This is a genomic window from Variovorax sp. 05L425 (genome assembly GCF_056397705.1).
Genome location: NZ_JBFTNY010000021.1, coordinates 36,396 through 49,944 on the forward strand (window position 1 = coordinate 36,396; position 13,549 = coordinate 49,944).

Genomic DNA, 13,549 nt, shown 5'->3' on the forward strand with positions numbered 1-13,549 from the left:
CATGAACAGATTTCTTTCTTACGCCGTCTTCTTCGTGGGCCTCGCCGCCGTGTGCTGGGTCGGCACCGGATACATCGGCTCGAATCCCCTCGCGTTGGCCGTCACGGTGCTCGTCGGCGCGTTCTATCTGATGGGCGCGCTGGAACTGCGCCGCTTCCACCAAGCCACAGCCACGCTGACGCATGCGGTGACCGACATGTCTCATCCCCCGTCGACCCTGGGCGACTGGCTCGACGCGCTGCACCCTTCCCTTCGCAACGCGGTGCGCCTGCGCGTCGAAGGTGAGCGTGTCGGCCTGCCCGGCCCGGCCCTGACGCCGTACCTCGCGGGCCTGCTGGTGCTGCTCGGGATGCTGGGCACCTTCCTGGGCATGGTGGTCACGCTGAATGGCACCGGCTCCGCACTGGAGAGTGCGACGGACCTTGAAGCCATCCGCTCCTCTCTGGCTGCGCCCGTCAAGGGCCTGGGGCTGGCGTTCGGCACCTCCGTCGCGGGCGTGGCAGCGTCCGCGATGCTGGGCCTCCTCTCCGCCTTCTGCCGGCGTGACCGCCTGCAGGCCGCGCAGATGCTCGACACACGGATCGCCACCACGCTGCGCGTCTTCTCCCTGGCCCATCAACGCGAAGAGTCCTTCAAGCTGCTGCAGCAGCAGAGCCAGGCGATGCCTGCGCTTGTCGATCGGCTGCAACTCATGATGGCGACGATGGAGCGCCAGAGCCATGCGCTCAACGAACGCCTGATCTCGGGCCAGGACGACTTCCATGGCAAGGCCGAGGCCGCATACGCCGGTCTGGCGTCGTCCGTCGGCCGCTCGCTGGAACAGAGCCTGACCGAAAGCGCCCGCGTGGCCGGCGCGACTTTCCAGCCGGTCGTCGAAGCCGCAATGGCCGGGATCGCGCGCGAGGCGGCATCGTTGCACGCGACCATCGAGCAAAGCGTGCAGCGTCAGCTCGACGGGCTGTCGTCCCGCTTCGAGACCAGCACGACCGACGTGGCGGACATCTGGAAATCAGCGCTCGTCGATCACAAGCGAGCAAGCGAGGCGCAATCGAAAGACTTGCGCAATTCGCTCGACCAGTTCACCGAAACCTTCGAACAACGTTCTGCATCGCTGGTGGAAGGCGTATCCGCCCGCCTCGAAACCGCTGTCGAGGGCGTGTCGAACACCTGGCGAAGCGCCCTGGAACAACAAGAGCGCGTGAGCCAAAACCTGTCCGGGGACACGCATCGCGCATTGACAACCGCCGCAGCCACCTTCGAGCAACATTCGGCTTCACTGCTGCAAACGGTCGCTCAGGCGCACACGGGCCTGCAGACGGAAGTGGCGTCGCGCGACCAGCAACGGCTGGCAGCCTGGACCCAGGCGCTCGAAGCGATGGCCGTGTCGCTGCAGCAAGAGTGGCAGCAAGCAGGTGCACGCACCGAAAGCCAGCAGCGGGAGATCTGCAAGACGTTGGCCGACACCGCGCGCGACATCTCTGCCCAGACGGAAGCGCAAGCGAAGAACACGATCGCCGAGATCGCCCAACTGATGCAGGTAGCCTCCGAAGCGCCTCGGGCGGCGGCGGAAGTGATCGCCGAACTGCGCCAGAAGCTGTCGGACAGCATGGCGCGCGACAACGCGATGCTGGAGGAGCGCAGCCGCATCCTCGAAACGCTGGAGACCCTGCTCGGTGCCGTGAACCACGCATCCACCGAACAGCGCGCCGCGATCGACGCACTGGTCGGCGCATCGGCGGACCTGCTGGACCGCGTCGGCACCCGCTTCACCGACAAGATCGACGCGGAAACCGACAAGATGGCCGGCGTCGCCGCGCAGATCACCGGCAGCGCCGTCGAAGTGGCGAGCCTGGGCGAGGCATTCGGTCTGGCGGTGCAACTCTTCAGCCAATCGAACGACAAGCTGGTGGCCCATCTGCAGCGCATCGAAGGCGCGCTCGGCAAGTCCATTGCGCGCAGTGACGAACAGCTCGACTACTACGTGGCGCAGGCCCGTGAAGTCATCGACCTGAGCATCATGTCGCAGAAGCAGATCGTCGAAGATCTGCAGCAGATCGCGGGCAACCGCGCGGCGGTGGGCAGCGAAGCGTGATGACGGACGATCTCGACGCCGGCGTGGAGCCGACGGTGCCCGTGTGGGCCGTCTTCGGCGACCTGATGTCGGGTCTGCTGGGGGCCTTCGTGCTCATCCTGGTGTGCGCGATCGGCATGCAACTGGAGTTCACCAACAAGCTGCAAACCGAACTCAAGCAGAAGCAGGCCGAAGCCCAGCGCCTGCAGGCACTCGAAAAGGCATTGGCGGGCCCCTTGGCGGCAGGCCGCGTCACGCTGAACAACGGCCGCATCGGCATCAGCGGCAGCGTGCTGTTTGCCGTCAACTCCGCCGAATTGCAGCCCGAAGGCCGCCAACTGTTGAAGAGCCTCACGGCTCCGCTGGCCGCCTACCTCGAGTCGCGCGAAGAGATCCTGATGGTGAGCGGCTTCACCGACGACCGCCAGGTGCGGGGCGGCAACCGCCAATTCGCCGACAACTGGGAGCTCTCGGCGCAACGCGCGTTGACGGTCACGCGCACGATGATCGAGGAAGGCATCCCCTCGTCCTCCGTCTTTGCCGCTGCGTTCGGTTCCGAGCAGGCAGTGGCGTCGAACGCCGATGCCGACGGACGAGCGAAGAATCGCCGTGTGGAGATGGCGCCGACGCCGAAGCGGACGAACACGAGCACGAAGGCGCCGTGAGCAACGACCCCGCGATGATCGAGGCATGGCGCAAGCGCGGCGACGATCGCTTCGATCCCGTGCGTTTTCGGTTCATCGAGGCGATGGTCACCCGCGCCGCCGCCCATCAAGGCGAAGCGCGGCGCATCCTGGATGACAAGGTGGCCAAGCTGCTGGCGGCGTACGGCGAGGATCTCGAAAAGACCCAAGGTGCGGTCGCCAACACTTCAGCGCAGAAAGAGAAGACTCCGCCGGCTCGCGGACCGCTCGCCGCACTCGTCGACCACATCGCCCGGCATGCGCCGCCGCACGGCGACGTGCTTCACGGGCTCCCCGCTTCTCCCGAGTTGAAGACGCTCAGCTACTTCAGGAGCACCTGGTCGAAGCTGAGCGCCGATCGTCGACTGACGCAATCACTGGCGAAAGTGCCGGACAACGCCGGCCCCCTCAACTCCCACCACCTCGTGCATCGGTCGCTCACGCTGATGCGCGACCTGTCACCGGAATGCCTGAACCGGTTCATGGCGTACGTCGACGCCTTGTCCTGGCTCGATCAGGCGAACGCCATGGGCGCGGAAGTGCCGCGTGGCGAGAGCCAGAAGAAAAGCGCTCGAAGCCGATCCAGCTGACTACTGCACCTGGATCCAGCCCACCGGGCAGTCCTGGAGAGACGGGAAATAGCCGATCGGGTTCTGGCAATACCAGAGGGCAGGGACGCCGCTGCTCACGAAAACCACGGGCGGCGGCCCGAAGAACACCGGCCCACCTACGACCGCGAAGCGCCGTACCGGAAACCCTGGCCGGAACGGAAAGCCGGGGCGAACAACAACCGTGTGGCCAAACCCTGGGCGAACAAACCCCGGACCCACAAACCCCGGGCGACCAAAACCGGGGCGAACAAAACCGGGATTTCCGGGAAATCCGGGGCGCACGACCACAGCACGCTGTCCCCCTGAAAACCCGCCGCCCCCGGGCACCGCGCGGACCGCGCCGGCCGAACCCCGGCCTCCCCCGTGAAAGCCACCGCCTCCCTGCATGCCGCCGTTGAAGGCAAGACTTGTCGTTGCGCCGCCAGCCAGGGCGGCCATCATCAAGGCCAGTGCGAGACGCTTCATGGCGAACCTCCGCCGAATGTCGTTGTTCGACTTTCGGCGCCGCCCGCAAGTTTCAGCCGCGACGGTCAGAGGTTCTGGATAAAAGCAACCATACGTTGACGCTCTTCGGCGTCGGGGAGCCGCCCCCGCATGGCGCCCAAGTTGTCCGCCATGTGCGCCGGATCGGAGGTGCCCGGAATCACCGCTGTGACCCGCGTGTCGCCCAGCAGGTATTTGAGGAAGAACTGCGCCCAACTGCCGGCAAACCCCGCCGCCCAGTCGGGAACCGGTTTGCCGCGCACCGCCCGGAACAACCTGGCGCGACCGAAAGGCAGCGCGGTCAGCACGCCGGCCCGGACTTCCGCCGCCATCGGCAGGATGCGCGCCTCGGCTTCGCGGTCGTCCAGTGAGTAGCCGATCTGCACGAAGTCCGGCTTTTCGCGCTGGAGCACGGCTTCGATGGCTGCGAAGTCGCGATGCGAGGTGGACGTGATGCCGATGTAGCGACACACGCCCTGCGCCTTCCAGGCCTTGAATTGGGCGAGCGACTGGTGCGGATCTCGCACGTTGTGGAGTTGGAGCAAGTCGATCTTTTGCGTCGCGAGCCGTTTCTGCGAGCGCGCCAGCTCCGCCGCGTCCGGCGCCTCGAGCTTGGTCGCCACGAAGACCTTGTCGCGCCATCCGCCGGCCGTCATCACCTGGCCCAGCACCTGTTCGGCATCGCCGTAGACGGACGACGTATCGACGAGCCGTCCGCCGGCGTCGAGCAAGGTCCGGACGACCTGCGTCGCTGCATCGCGCGTACGGGCGTCATCGCTGTCGAACACATTCGCGGTGCCGAGACCGACCGCCGGAAGCAGTTCGCCCGTGGACGGAATGGCGCGCGCGATGAGCGCTGCCTCCTTGTCTTGCGCGAATGCGGCTTGCGGCACCAGGGCCACCGCCGCCAGCGCGGAAAAACCTCGCCGTGTCATCCCTGTTTTCATGGCAGATCCCCTTGCGCGCGGATGCCCTGGAAGGTTGCGCGACGCTCCTGCGTGCGGCCCAGCGCCGTCGACAGGAGAAGCCACGCGAGCACCACCGGTACCGCGCACAACGCGATGGCGCCGATCTTGAGTCCGATCGCCTGCAGGCTGTCGAAGACCCAGCCGTAGAGCGCGTCTGAGCCTCGATAGACCACCACGTCGATCATGTTCTTCGCCTTGTATTTCTCCTCGCGCCCGACCACCGTGAAGAACACCTGACGCGCCGGATTGGCGATGGCGAAATTCATCCACCGCTGGGTCACCTGGAACACGAACACCACGGCCAGGCCCGGCATCCACGCCAGCATCAGGAAGCCGACGACATACACCGCCGGCAACGCAGCCGCCGCGACGCCGGTGCCGAAGCGCTGAATGAACCTGCCGGTGGCGAAGACCTGCGTGGCCAGCGTCAGAAGACCGACGATCAGATCGATGCTGGCAAAGATCCGCGTCTGCGCGCCAGCGCCGTGCACGGTTGCGGACACCACATTGGCCTGGACGAAATAAAGGATCGTCGCGCCGAAGGACAGCAGGCTGACCCATGCGGCGACGCCGAGTAGGTAAGGCGACCGCACCAGCCCCGACAGCGCTGCGAAGGCGCTGCCGCCGACCCGGCGCTCGTCACGCCGCTGCCCTTGGGGCGACCCGGCGCTGCGCTCCAGGCGCCAGGCGCAGAACACGGCGATCTCCAGGAACACGATGGCCGCGAGCAGCAGGTTGTGCGGCCCCAGCGGCACCGACAGCGCAATCGTGATCACCGGCCCCAGCAGGCCGCCGGCCGTGCCGCCAGCGCCGATGAATCCGAACAGCCGCTTGCCTTGCTCACTGGTGAACAGATCCGCCATGAACGACCAGAACACCGCGACCGCGAACAGATTGAAGACGCTGACCCAGACGAAGAACACGCGCGCCACGATCACCGGCGCGATGCCCATCTCCAGCAGCAGCCAGAACAGCGCCAGGTTGAGCACGAAGAAGTGATAAACGATCGGAATGAAGCGCGCCCGCGGCAGCCGCGCCACCAGCACGCCATAGAGCGGCTGCGCGACCAGCAGCGTCACGAAGGTCGCGGTGAAGAGCCACGGCAGTGCGCGGGTGCCACCCGCGATACCCATCTGGTCGCGCAACGGCCGCAGCACGTAGTAGCCGGCCAGCAGCGCGAAGAAGTAGCCGAAGGACCAGAGCGCCGCCGCCAATTCCTGCGGCGTCGCCGGAACCGCCTGCCGCAGCCAGCGCTGGACCGGCGTCATGGCGCCAGCGACAGCTTCTGCCTGAGTTCGGCCGCGCTCACCGATTGCCCGTAGCCGGGCCCACCACGCTGGAATCGCCGGGCGTCGGCCAGCTTGCCGACCACCACCGGGTCGAAGCCCGCATCCTTGACCAGCCCCGCGGCGACCTTGACCGCTTCCGGATCGTCGCCAGCGATCGGGATCGCGAGCTTCGGATCGGGCCGGTGGGCCTCGCGCGCGAAGATCATGTAGGACATGGTGTTGAACGCGCGCACCAGCCGCGCGCCGGACAGGTATTTCTGCGAGACCACACCGATGCCCTCTTTCTCCACCTCGTCCGCCACCGTGCCGTCGCGCGAGGCCACGGCGTTGCAGGCATCGAGCATGACCTTGCCGTTGAGCGAACTGCCGTAGTCCTTGCCGATTTGCGGCAGCGCACCATAGGGCACCGCGATGAACAGTGCGTCGCCAAAGGCGATCGCCTGCGCCACCGTGCCTGCGCTGGCCAGCGAGCCGAGGCCGCCGACGAGGTCCTTGAGTTCCTCGGGATGGCGCGAGGAGAACATCACCGGATGTCCGGCCTTGACCCAAAGTCCGCCGATCGTGCCGCCGATGTGCCCCGAGCCGATGACGCCGATGCGCATGCCGCCCGATGCCGCCTGCGCCAGTGCCAAGCGCGGCTGCATCGCCGAAAAAACGGCCCAGGCGCCGCCTGCTGTCAGCAGTCCGCGGCGGGTGCGATCGGGGGATGGATGTCGTGCCATCGAAACCTCCTGCGTCCGGCGAACCAGGGGAGGCCGGCTCGCAAGGCATCATCTTCCGCCGGACCAGGTCGTGCAAGTCCGCCGGGAAGCCGCTCAGTCTGGCGTAAGAAACCGAAAGAAATCGGAAACCGCGACATGGCACGCCAATCGCTTGGTCGTCGCCAGCGGCACGGCAAAACCTGCCTTGGGGCCCGCCGGCGACCGGCGCCGGTGCGCCGAGGCACCATCGCTGTGCGGCGAACGCCCATGTCACGCTCCAACGATCCTTTCGACACCTACCTGCTGCACGTGTTCAGCGCGTTGATGGACGAGCGCAGCGTCTCGCGAACGGCGGCACGGCTCAAGCGATCTTCCTACGTGATCGGGGCCGCGCTCGACCGCCTCCGGGTCATCTTCGACGACCCTCTGCTGCTGCGGGACGGGCCGCGCCTGTTGCCGACCGAACGGGCGTTGCAATTGGAGGCTTCATTGCAGAAGGCGCTCGGCGACATCGGGGCATCGAAGCGCCAGGACGCCACACCCACACCCCCGGCGCCGCCGCTGATGGCGGTTGTGGTCCGTCGCATGCGAAGCACGCCGCAAGGCGCATTGATTCCGTCGCGCCGGCCCGCCGCCGCCCGACTCGTGCGCTTGTCGTGAGGGCGCCGGGAATCCGCTGCTCGACCTGAGGCCCGGTCGCACGCACAGCCGCGGGGCGGGCCGGCACGGAATCCGTGCCGCAAAATGCGAACTTTTGAATCAAAATGCCGGTCTCCGCCGATCCTCCGCCATGGCCGACACACTTTCCCGTCCTCTGCTGAGCCCCGAGCACATCGCGCTGATCGACAAGGGGGTCTCTGCCAACGTCGCTTCGCGCAATGCGGCGCGTCGACCCAGTGTGATGCGCGCGGTCGGCACGAGCATCTCGCCGGACGGAACGGAAATCACCGTGTTCGTCTCACGCACCCACGCGAGGCAGCTTCTGCAGGATGTCGCCGCGACCGGCGAAGTCGCCGTGGTGTTCAGCGAGCCGCTGAGCCATCGCACCGTGCAGGTGAAGGCTCGCAAGGCCGAACTCCGCGCCGCCGAGGAAGGCGATCTGCCGGTCCTGCGGCGCTACCTGAAATCCATGGAACACGAGTTGAGTCTGGTCGGTTGCGACCTCCCCTTCGTGCACACGGTGCTGGCGTTCAGGCTGGACGACCTGGTGGCGGTGTATTTCCGCCCCGACACTGCCTTCGACCAAACCCCCGGGCCCAAGGCCGGCAGCGCCCTGCCCGCGACGGCCGCCTCATGAGCGCCGCGCCGGGCCGCCCCAAGCAAGCTCGCACCGCAGTGCGGAGCACGGAGGTTACGCAATGAGCGCAACCGGACCGCCCCTCTCGCTGCACGCCATCCGCTCGTGCTTCGAAGGCGCGATCCCGGCCATCATGTCGACCTGCGCGGAAGACGGCACACCCAACGTCGCATACATCTCGCAGGTCTACTACGTGGACGAGCGGCATGTCGCGCTGTCGTTCCAGTTCTTCAACAAGACGCGGCAGAACATCCTCGCCAATCCCTGCGCCGGCGTGCTGCTGATCGATCCGGCCACCGCCGGGTACTACCGCTTGCACCTGCGCTACCTGCGGACCGAGACCCATGGCCCGCTGTTCGAGCGGATGAAGGCGCAGCTCGCAGGCATTGCCTCGCATTCGGGGATGGCGGGCGTGTTCCAGCTGCGGGGGTCCGACGTGTATGAAGTCGAGTCCATCGAAGGCCTGGAAGGTGAACGCCTCGCGCCGGCTCCGCTCCGGCACGGGCTGCTCGCGGGCGTGCGCCGGTCGGCCGAGCGGCTCGCGGCCTGCTGCGCCACCGACGAACTGCTGCAATCCGTGCTCGCGGCGCTGAACGATCACCTCGACGTGCAGCACGCCATGGTGCTGATGCTGGACTCGGCCACGCAACGCCTCTACACGGTGGCGAGTTGCGGGTACGCGACCTCCGGCGTCGGCTCGGAGATCGAGATCGGTCACGGGGTCATCGGGGTGGCCGCGCGCGAGCGCACGCCGGTTCGCATCGGCCACATGACCAATGCGGCCAGCTACAGCCATGCCATGCGCAGCAGCCTGCGCGAGATCGAGCCCGGCATCGTCCTCGACACGGAGATTCCGTTTCCCGGCCTGCCCGAGCCGCACAGCCAGCTCGCCGTTCCCATCGTCTCGGGTGGGCGTCTGCTGGGCGCACTGTTCGTCGAGAGCCCGCTCGACATGCGCTTCGGCTTCGACGACGAAGACGCGCTGGTCGCCATCGCCGGCCACCTGGGCGCGGCGCTGGAGTTGTTGCGCGCCGCCGATGAACCGGCCTCGACACCGGAAGAACCGGCGCCGCCCGCCGTGGCGTCCGCCAGCGGCGCGCCGATGCCGGTGCGCCACTACCTCGCGAACAACAGCGTCTTCATCGGCGACAGCTACCTCATCAAGGGCGTGGCGGGCGCCATCCTCGGCAAGCTGCTGCGCGAATACGCGCAGCAGGGCCGCACCGAGTTCACCAACCGCGAGCTTCGGCTCGATCCCGCGATCAAGTTGCCCGATCTCTCGGACAACCTGGAAGCGCGCCTGGTGCTGCTGCAGCGGCGCCTCGCGGAAAACAGTCCGCATCTGCGCCTCGAGAAAACCGGGCGCGGCCGCTTCAGCCTGCGGGTGGAACGGCCCGTCGCGCTCACCGAAATCGCGGGGTGACATTCACCCTGGCAATCCGAGGCTGGCTGCGAGCTTGGCCCACTCGCGCTCGGTGAGGTGCGGACGCACTACGTCGAGTGCCGCGGCAAACGCGGGTGCCGGAGCATGCGCGCGCATGTCGCTCAGCATGGCGGTTCGCTCGGCCGGGTTCATGAAAGGCACCATCCAGCGGACGATGAACATCATCTCTTCCGGCGGAATCGAGGCGACGAGCGCGCCATGGATCTGCTCGAGTTCGGCATCCGTGTAACGCGCCCAAAGGACCGCGTTGTGCGCCGTTTCCTCGACGTGCATGTGTTCGAAGTTGTGTGCGATGAACAGCGACAGCGCGCGGTACAGCGCGAGCGTGCCTTCGGCGCGCGAGGCAGGGTCGCATTGCAGCAGCGCCGTGGTCTGCCGCGCCAGCGCCTCGATGGCTTCGACGTGCTCTTGATGCTCGTGCGAAATCTGGCCGCTGGAGCCCGGCGCGCGGGCTTCCAGGGCGGTGTGCACGAAGTCGTTCTCGTGGCGCAGGTGCGAGCGGCAGATCTCCAGCAGTTGCAGGACGCGCTGCGTGACCTGCGCGAGTTCCAGCGCGTCGTCGCAATCCATCCGCCCGAGCGCGAGCAGGTTGTCGGCCATCAGCGCGCGCAATGCCTTGTGGATGCCGACGTAGAGATCGACGCGGGGTGCTGCAACCGCCGCGACCTGGCGCATTTCGCGCGGATCGATGTTCATGGGAGTCCTTCTTTTCGGTTCAGCGGCTGGCGCCCCATGCGCCCTCCTGCTGGGAAAGAAGTCTAGGAATTCGACGCTTCGCGCGCCGCTAAGAAATGCTTAAGCAATCCCTCAGCAAACCTTAAATTTCGATCTATCCCGAACGTACGGTTCGGTCGAAGGCATGCGAGAGAATGGGCGCTGTGCATATGCCTTGACGGACCGGAGCAACCCCAGCGTGTCAGATCGATCACCTTCAGCCGCTCGCAGCGGCCGCCGCGCGACGCGAGCGGACGACGTCCCTTCTGCCGAGGAAGGCGGTCCGACCCGCCGGCGCCTGCGGCGCGAGCGCACCGACCTCCTGGAGACGCGCATCCTCGAAGCGGCCATCGAGGAATTCGCGGAGCACGGCTTTGCAGGCGCACGGATCGAGCGCGTCAGCGCGGCGGCAGGCACGGTCGACCGGATGCTGTACTACTACTACGGCAACAAGGAACGGCTCTACCAGGCAGTGCTTGCAAAAATCTACGAAGGCATGATCGGCGCCCAGCGCGAATTCGTGACGCCTGAAGATCCTGTCAAAGGGATCCGCCAGCTGGTCCTTCACTCGTGGGACCACTATCTTTCGCACCCGAACCTGGTCCGCCTTCTGATGAACGAAAACCTGCTGCGCGGCAAGCACATCCGTCAGTGGCTGCAGGTCGAACGCGTCACCCTCCCTCTGGTGGAGACGGTCCAGACTCTGCTGGAGAGCGGGCAGGCCAAGGGCGTGTTCCGACGCGACGTGTCTTCCGAGCATGTGCTGATGACGATCATGTCGCTCGGCTTCTTCTACCTGTCGAACCAGTACACCTGTTCCGCGTGGCTCGGTGCCGACCTGATGAGCCGCCCGCGCCGCGCGGCATGGCGAGCCCACATCTGCGATGTCGTGCTCACCATGCTGTCGCCCGAGGCCGCCGCTGCGACATTGCCACGCGCCGACAAAGCGCCCGCCAAGCCGAAGCGAAAGCCGGCCTCGAACGGAAAGTGATCAGGCAGCGCCTGATTGCGCCCACGTTTCGCGAACGAAGCGCGCAATCGCCGCGTTCTGGTCGATCAGCGAGAAGCGCGCGTTGTGCGCGTAGTCGGGCAGGTTGATCATCTCCGTCGTGATCCAGCGCAACGGGGAATCGTCGTGGCTGCGGTGGTAGGCGAGCACCTTGCGCACCACTTCCTTGGTGCAGTCGAGCTTGCTTTCATCCCAGTGCGAATGCCATTCGCCGTCAGCCGGCGCAGCGAACGGATAGAGAATGCCGCGCCCGGGCTCGCCGCTGCGGTAGGGGAAGATCGAATGCTCGGGCACGGCCGCGACCGCGTCGGTCGGATCACTGATCGACCAGCGATTGCGCGGTCCGTTCGGCGCCACGCTACGCAGCTGGAGCCAACGCACGATGCCCATCTCGATCCACTGGTCGACGAAATTGCCGGGCTGGAACGGGTCGAGCACGGCACGCCCCGCCGCGACATCCTCGGTCAGCCCGCAGATCGCCAGTTCCTCGGCGTTGCCCATCTTGAAGATGGCGTGGCTGTAGTCGAGCGTGAAGCGGAATGGAATGCCGCGGTCCCGCACCGCCCGCGCAACCGGCGCGACCCGTCGCGGGTCCTCGCTCCACATGTTGACGTGGAACTCGAAAGCCGGCTCGATCCCCCGCGCCATGCCTTCGTCGTAAGCGCGCAGGTAGAAGTCGACCACCTCGCGGTCTTCGATCGGGCGTCCCTTCGCGTCGTGCCAGTACAGCATGATGTTGTGCGTCTCGGCACCCACCTCCCCCGCAAGCCGAAGCTTCTCGGCCAGCAGCCCCTCGTCGCGCCCCAATGCATAGAACCAGCTCGCGGTGCGAACCGGCAGCGCGTAGCGCTCGATGCAACGCAAGTAGTCGTCCACCTGCCCGGGCATCGGAAGCCGGTCGAAGAAATCGAACGCACCCGCCTCGCGGACGAGCCTGAACTGCTCTTCGACCGGCGCCTCATTGAGCGAAACGGGCGACGCGATCGAGGAGGCCTGCGCGCCGCGACCGTTGCAGCCGATGGGCGGAAGCGTCGCCCTCACGAGGGGTTGCGCAGTTTGCGGATCTGTTCATCCGACGGCTGCAGCTTCGCGCCGTCGAAGTAGACGCCTGAGGGCATCACGCCCTTGCCGTCCTTGACCGCCGTGCGCCCCACGAAGATACCCAGCGTCGACTGATTGTCCTGGGGTCGGAAGACGACAGGCCCGAAGGGCGAGCCGAACTGCAGGCCCTTGAAGGCCGTGATGAGCTTCTCGGTATCGGTCGAGCCCGCCTTCTGGATTCCCGCAGCAATGGCCTTGACCGTTGCATAGCCGACCACGGAGTTCAGGCGCGGATAGTCGTTGTACTTCTTCTGGTAGGCAGCCAGGAATGCCTTGTGCTCCGGCGTGTCGATGTTGGCGTAGGGGTAGCCAGTCACGATCCAGTTTTCCGGGGCGTCGCCCTTGAGCGGGTCCAGGTACTCAGGCTCGCCAGTCAGCAGGCTGACCACTTCGCGTCCCTCGAACAGGCCTCGCGTCTTGCCTTCGCGGGCGAGCTTGGTGAGGTCGCTGCCGAACATCACGTTGAAGATCGCGTCCGGCTTGGCATCGGCGAGCGCCTGCGCGACGGCGCCGGCGTCGATCTTGCCGAGCGGGGGCGCTTGCTCCGCCACGAACTCGATGTCGGGCTGCGCCTTCTTCATGTTTTCCTTGAAAGCCGCCGCGGCCGCTTGCCCGTACTCATAGTTGGGGTAGACGAGTGCCCAGCGCTTCTTGTGCAGCTTTGCCGCCTCGCCGATCACCGACGTGGCGAGTGCGTAGGTGCCGGAGCGAAGGCGATAGGTATAGCGGTTGCCGTTGTCCCAGACGACCTTGTCGCTCAACGGACCCGAGGCCAGGAAGAAGACCTTCTTTTGCTTCGCGAAATCGGTCAATGCGAGCCCGACATGGGACAAGGTCACGCCCGCGAGGATGTCCACGTTCTCGCGCGAGAGGAGTTCTTCGGCCACACGAACCGCGTCGCCCGGGTTGCCGTTGTCGTCACGGAACACGGTTTCCAGCTTCTTGCCAAGCACGCCGCCGGCCGCGTTGATCTCGTCCTGCGCCAGTAGCCAGCCCTGCTTGTAGGGCACCAGGTTTTGCGGCAGCGCCTTGTAGCTGTTGATTTCACCGATCTTGATCGTGCCTTGCGCGCCTGCCTGCGCACCGACGATGCAGACACTGGCGGCCAGCACGCGGGCTGCGGCGGAAATGAGGGATTTCATCGCGGGGGTCCTTTCTAGGGCGGAATGCGGGACGTG

The 13,549-nt window shown here is 66.4% G+C and carries 14 protein-coding genes; 7 read left to right on the top strand and 7 right to left on the bottom strand.

Going from position 1 to position 13,549, the window contains the following annotated elements; all coding sequences use genetic code 11:
* Position 1 precedes the first annotated feature (1 nt).
* The 3 genes from AC1DN9_RS22240 to AC1DN9_RS22250 are packed head-to-tail and all read left to right on the top strand — an operon-like array spanning position 2 to position 3,344.
* Complete coding sequence (locus AC1DN9_RS22240; RefSeq protein WP_478103752.1) at positions 2-2,092, top strand: DUF802 domain-containing protein; 2,091 nt, start codon at positions 2-4, stop codon at positions 2,090-2,092.
* Positions 2,092-2,736: an OmpA family protein gene (locus AC1DN9_RS22245; RefSeq protein WP_478103753.1), complete on the top strand. Its 645-nt coding sequence runs from the start codon at positions 2,092-2,094 to the stop codon at positions 2,734-2,736. Before AC1DN9_RS22240 ends, AC1DN9_RS22245 begins: the two co-directional genes overlap by 1 nt.
* A gap of 14 nt (positions 2,737-2,750) precedes the next feature.
* Positions 2,751-3,344 carry a DUF2894 domain-containing protein gene (locus tag AC1DN9_RS22250; RefSeq protein WP_478103859.1) on the top strand — a complete coding sequence of 198 codons (594 nt, stop codon included), beginning with the start codon at positions 2,751-2,753 and terminating at the stop codon, positions 3,342-3,344.
* Here AC1DN9_RS22250 and AC1DN9_RS22255 read toward each other — a convergent pair whose 3' ends face one another.
* From AC1DN9_RS22255 to AC1DN9_RS22270, 4 genes are all read right to left on the bottom strand, one after another.
* Positions 3,345-3,830 (bottom strand): hypothetical protein, encoded by a 486-nt coding sequence (locus tag AC1DN9_RS22255; protein ID WP_478103754.1) that lies wholly within the window; start codon positions 3,828-3,830, stop codon positions 3,345-3,347.
* Between the two features lie 65 nt (positions 3,831-3,895).
* Positions 3,896-4,795, bottom strand: a complete 900-nt coding sequence (locus AC1DN9_RS22260; RefSeq protein ID WP_478103756.1) for an aldo/keto reductase — start codon at positions 4,793-4,795, stop codon at positions 3,896-3,898.
* A complete protein-coding gene (locus tag AC1DN9_RS22265; protein WP_478103757.1) occupies positions 4,792-6,084 on the bottom strand; it encodes an NTP/NDP exchange transporter in 1,293 nt (430 codons plus the stop codon). The genes AC1DN9_RS22260 and AC1DN9_RS22265 overlap by 4 nt, the downstream gene beginning before the upstream one ends.
* Positions 6,081-6,827, bottom strand: a complete 747-nt coding sequence (locus AC1DN9_RS22270) for an NADPH-dependent F420 reductase (RefSeq protein WP_478103758.1) — start codon at positions 6,825-6,827, stop codon at positions 6,081-6,083. Before AC1DN9_RS22270 ends, AC1DN9_RS22265 begins: the two co-directional genes overlap by 4 nt.
* A gap of 246 nt (positions 6,828-7,073) precedes the next feature.
* On the opposite strand from AC1DN9_RS22270, the gene AC1DN9_RS22275 reads away from it, so the two are divergent.
* The 3 genes from AC1DN9_RS22275 to AC1DN9_RS22285 all read left to right on the top strand — a co-directional run bounded on the left by AC1DN9_RS22275 (position 7,074) and on the right by AC1DN9_RS22285 (position 9,526).
* Positions 7,074-7,466 carry a LysR family transcriptional regulator gene (locus tag AC1DN9_RS22275; RefSeq protein WP_478103760.1) on the top strand — a complete coding sequence of 131 codons (393 nt, stop codon included), beginning with the start codon at positions 7,074-7,076 and terminating at the stop codon, positions 7,464-7,466.
* 130 nt (positions 7,467-7,596) lie between these two features.
* Positions 7,597-8,103, top strand: coding sequence for a hypothetical protein (locus AC1DN9_RS22280; protein WP_478103761.1), 507 nt, complete (start codon positions 7,597-7,599; stop codon positions 8,101-8,103).
* Between the two features lie 61 nt (positions 8,104-8,164).
* Positions 8,165-9,526 (top strand): GAF domain-containing protein, encoded by a 1,362-nt coding sequence (locus AC1DN9_RS22285; RefSeq protein ID WP_478103762.1) that lies wholly within the window; start codon positions 8,165-8,167, stop codon positions 9,524-9,526.
* 3 nt (positions 9,527-9,529) lie between these two features.
* Here the strand turns inward: AC1DN9_RS22285 and AC1DN9_RS22290 are convergent, their stop codons facing one another.
* Positions 9,530-10,243 carry a hemerythrin domain-containing protein gene (locus AC1DN9_RS22290; RefSeq protein ID WP_478103764.1) on the bottom strand — a complete coding sequence of 238 codons (714 nt, stop codon included), beginning with the start codon at positions 10,241-10,243 and terminating at the stop codon, positions 9,530-9,532.
* Positions 10,244-10,460: 217 nt separating this feature from the next.
* Between AC1DN9_RS22290 and AC1DN9_RS22295 the strand changes: the two genes are divergently transcribed.
* Positions 10,461-11,252: a TetR/AcrR family transcriptional regulator gene (locus AC1DN9_RS22295; protein ID WP_478103765.1), complete on the top strand. Its 792-nt coding sequence runs from the start codon at positions 10,461-10,463 to the stop codon at positions 11,250-11,252.
* Here AC1DN9_RS22295 and AC1DN9_RS22300 read toward each other — a convergent pair whose 3' ends face one another.
* Positions 11,253-12,311 (bottom strand): xylose isomerase, encoded by a 1,059-nt coding sequence (locus AC1DN9_RS22300; RefSeq protein WP_478103766.1) that lies wholly within the window; start codon positions 12,309-12,311, stop codon positions 11,253-11,255. It abuts the gene before it with no gap.
* Positions 12,308-13,513 (bottom strand): ABC transporter substrate-binding protein, encoded by a 1,206-nt coding sequence (locus AC1DN9_RS22305; RefSeq protein ID WP_478103768.1) that lies wholly within the window; start codon positions 13,511-13,513, stop codon positions 12,308-12,310. The genes AC1DN9_RS22300 and AC1DN9_RS22305 overlap by 4 nt, the downstream gene beginning before the upstream one ends.
* Positions 13,514-13,549 lie beyond the last annotated feature (36 nt).

What these genes read in the sequence shown, in the direction of transcription:
- AC1DN9_RS22260 (WP_478103756.1), bottom strand. Translation starts at nt 4,795, where the DNA reads ATGAAAACAGGGATGACACGGCGAGGTTTTTCCGCGCTGGCGGCGGTG.
- AC1DN9_RS22305 (WP_478103768.1), bottom strand. Translation starts at nt 13,513, where the DNA reads ATGAAATCCCTCATTTCCGCCGCAGCCCGCGTGCTGGCCGCCAGTGTC.
- AC1DN9_RS22250 (WP_478103859.1), top strand. Translation starts at nt 2,751, where the DNA reads ATGATCGAGGCATGGCGCAAGCGCGGCGACGATCGCTTCGATCCCGTG.
- AC1DN9_RS22240 (WP_478103752.1), top strand. Translation starts at nt 2, where the DNA reads ATGAACAGATTTCTTTCTTACGCCGTCTTCTTCGTGGGCCTCGCCGCC.
- AC1DN9_RS22245 (WP_478103753.1), top strand. Translation starts at nt 2,092, where the DNA reads ATGACGGACGATCTCGACGCCGGCGTGGAGCCGACGGTGCCCGTGTGG.
- AC1DN9_RS22255 (WP_478103754.1), bottom strand. Translation starts at nt 3,830, where the DNA reads ATGAAGCGTCTCGCACTGGCCTTGATGATGGCCGCCCTGGCTGGCGGC.
- AC1DN9_RS22280 (WP_478103761.1), top strand. Translation starts at nt 7,597, where the DNA reads ATGGCCGACACACTTTCCCGTCCTCTGCTGAGCCCCGAGCACATCGCG.
- AC1DN9_RS22290 (WP_478103764.1), bottom strand. Translation starts at nt 10,243, where the DNA reads ATGAACATCGATCCGCGCGAAATGCGCCAGGTCGCGGCGGTTGCAGCA.
- AC1DN9_RS22265 (WP_478103757.1), bottom strand. Translation starts at nt 6,084, where the DNA reads ATGACGCCGGTCCAGCGCTGGCTGCGGCAGGCGGTTCCGGCGACGCCG.
- AC1DN9_RS22270 (WP_478103758.1), bottom strand. Translation starts at nt 6,827, where the DNA reads ATGGCACGACATCCATCCCCCGATCGCACCCGCCGCGGACTGCTGACA.
- AC1DN9_RS22275 (WP_478103760.1), top strand. Translation starts at nt 7,074, where the DNA reads ATGTCACGCTCCAACGATCCTTTCGACACCTACCTGCTGCACGTGTTC.
- AC1DN9_RS22285 (WP_478103762.1), top strand. Translation starts at nt 8,165, where the DNA reads ATGAGCGCAACCGGACCGCCCCTCTCGCTGCACGCCATCCGCTCGTGC.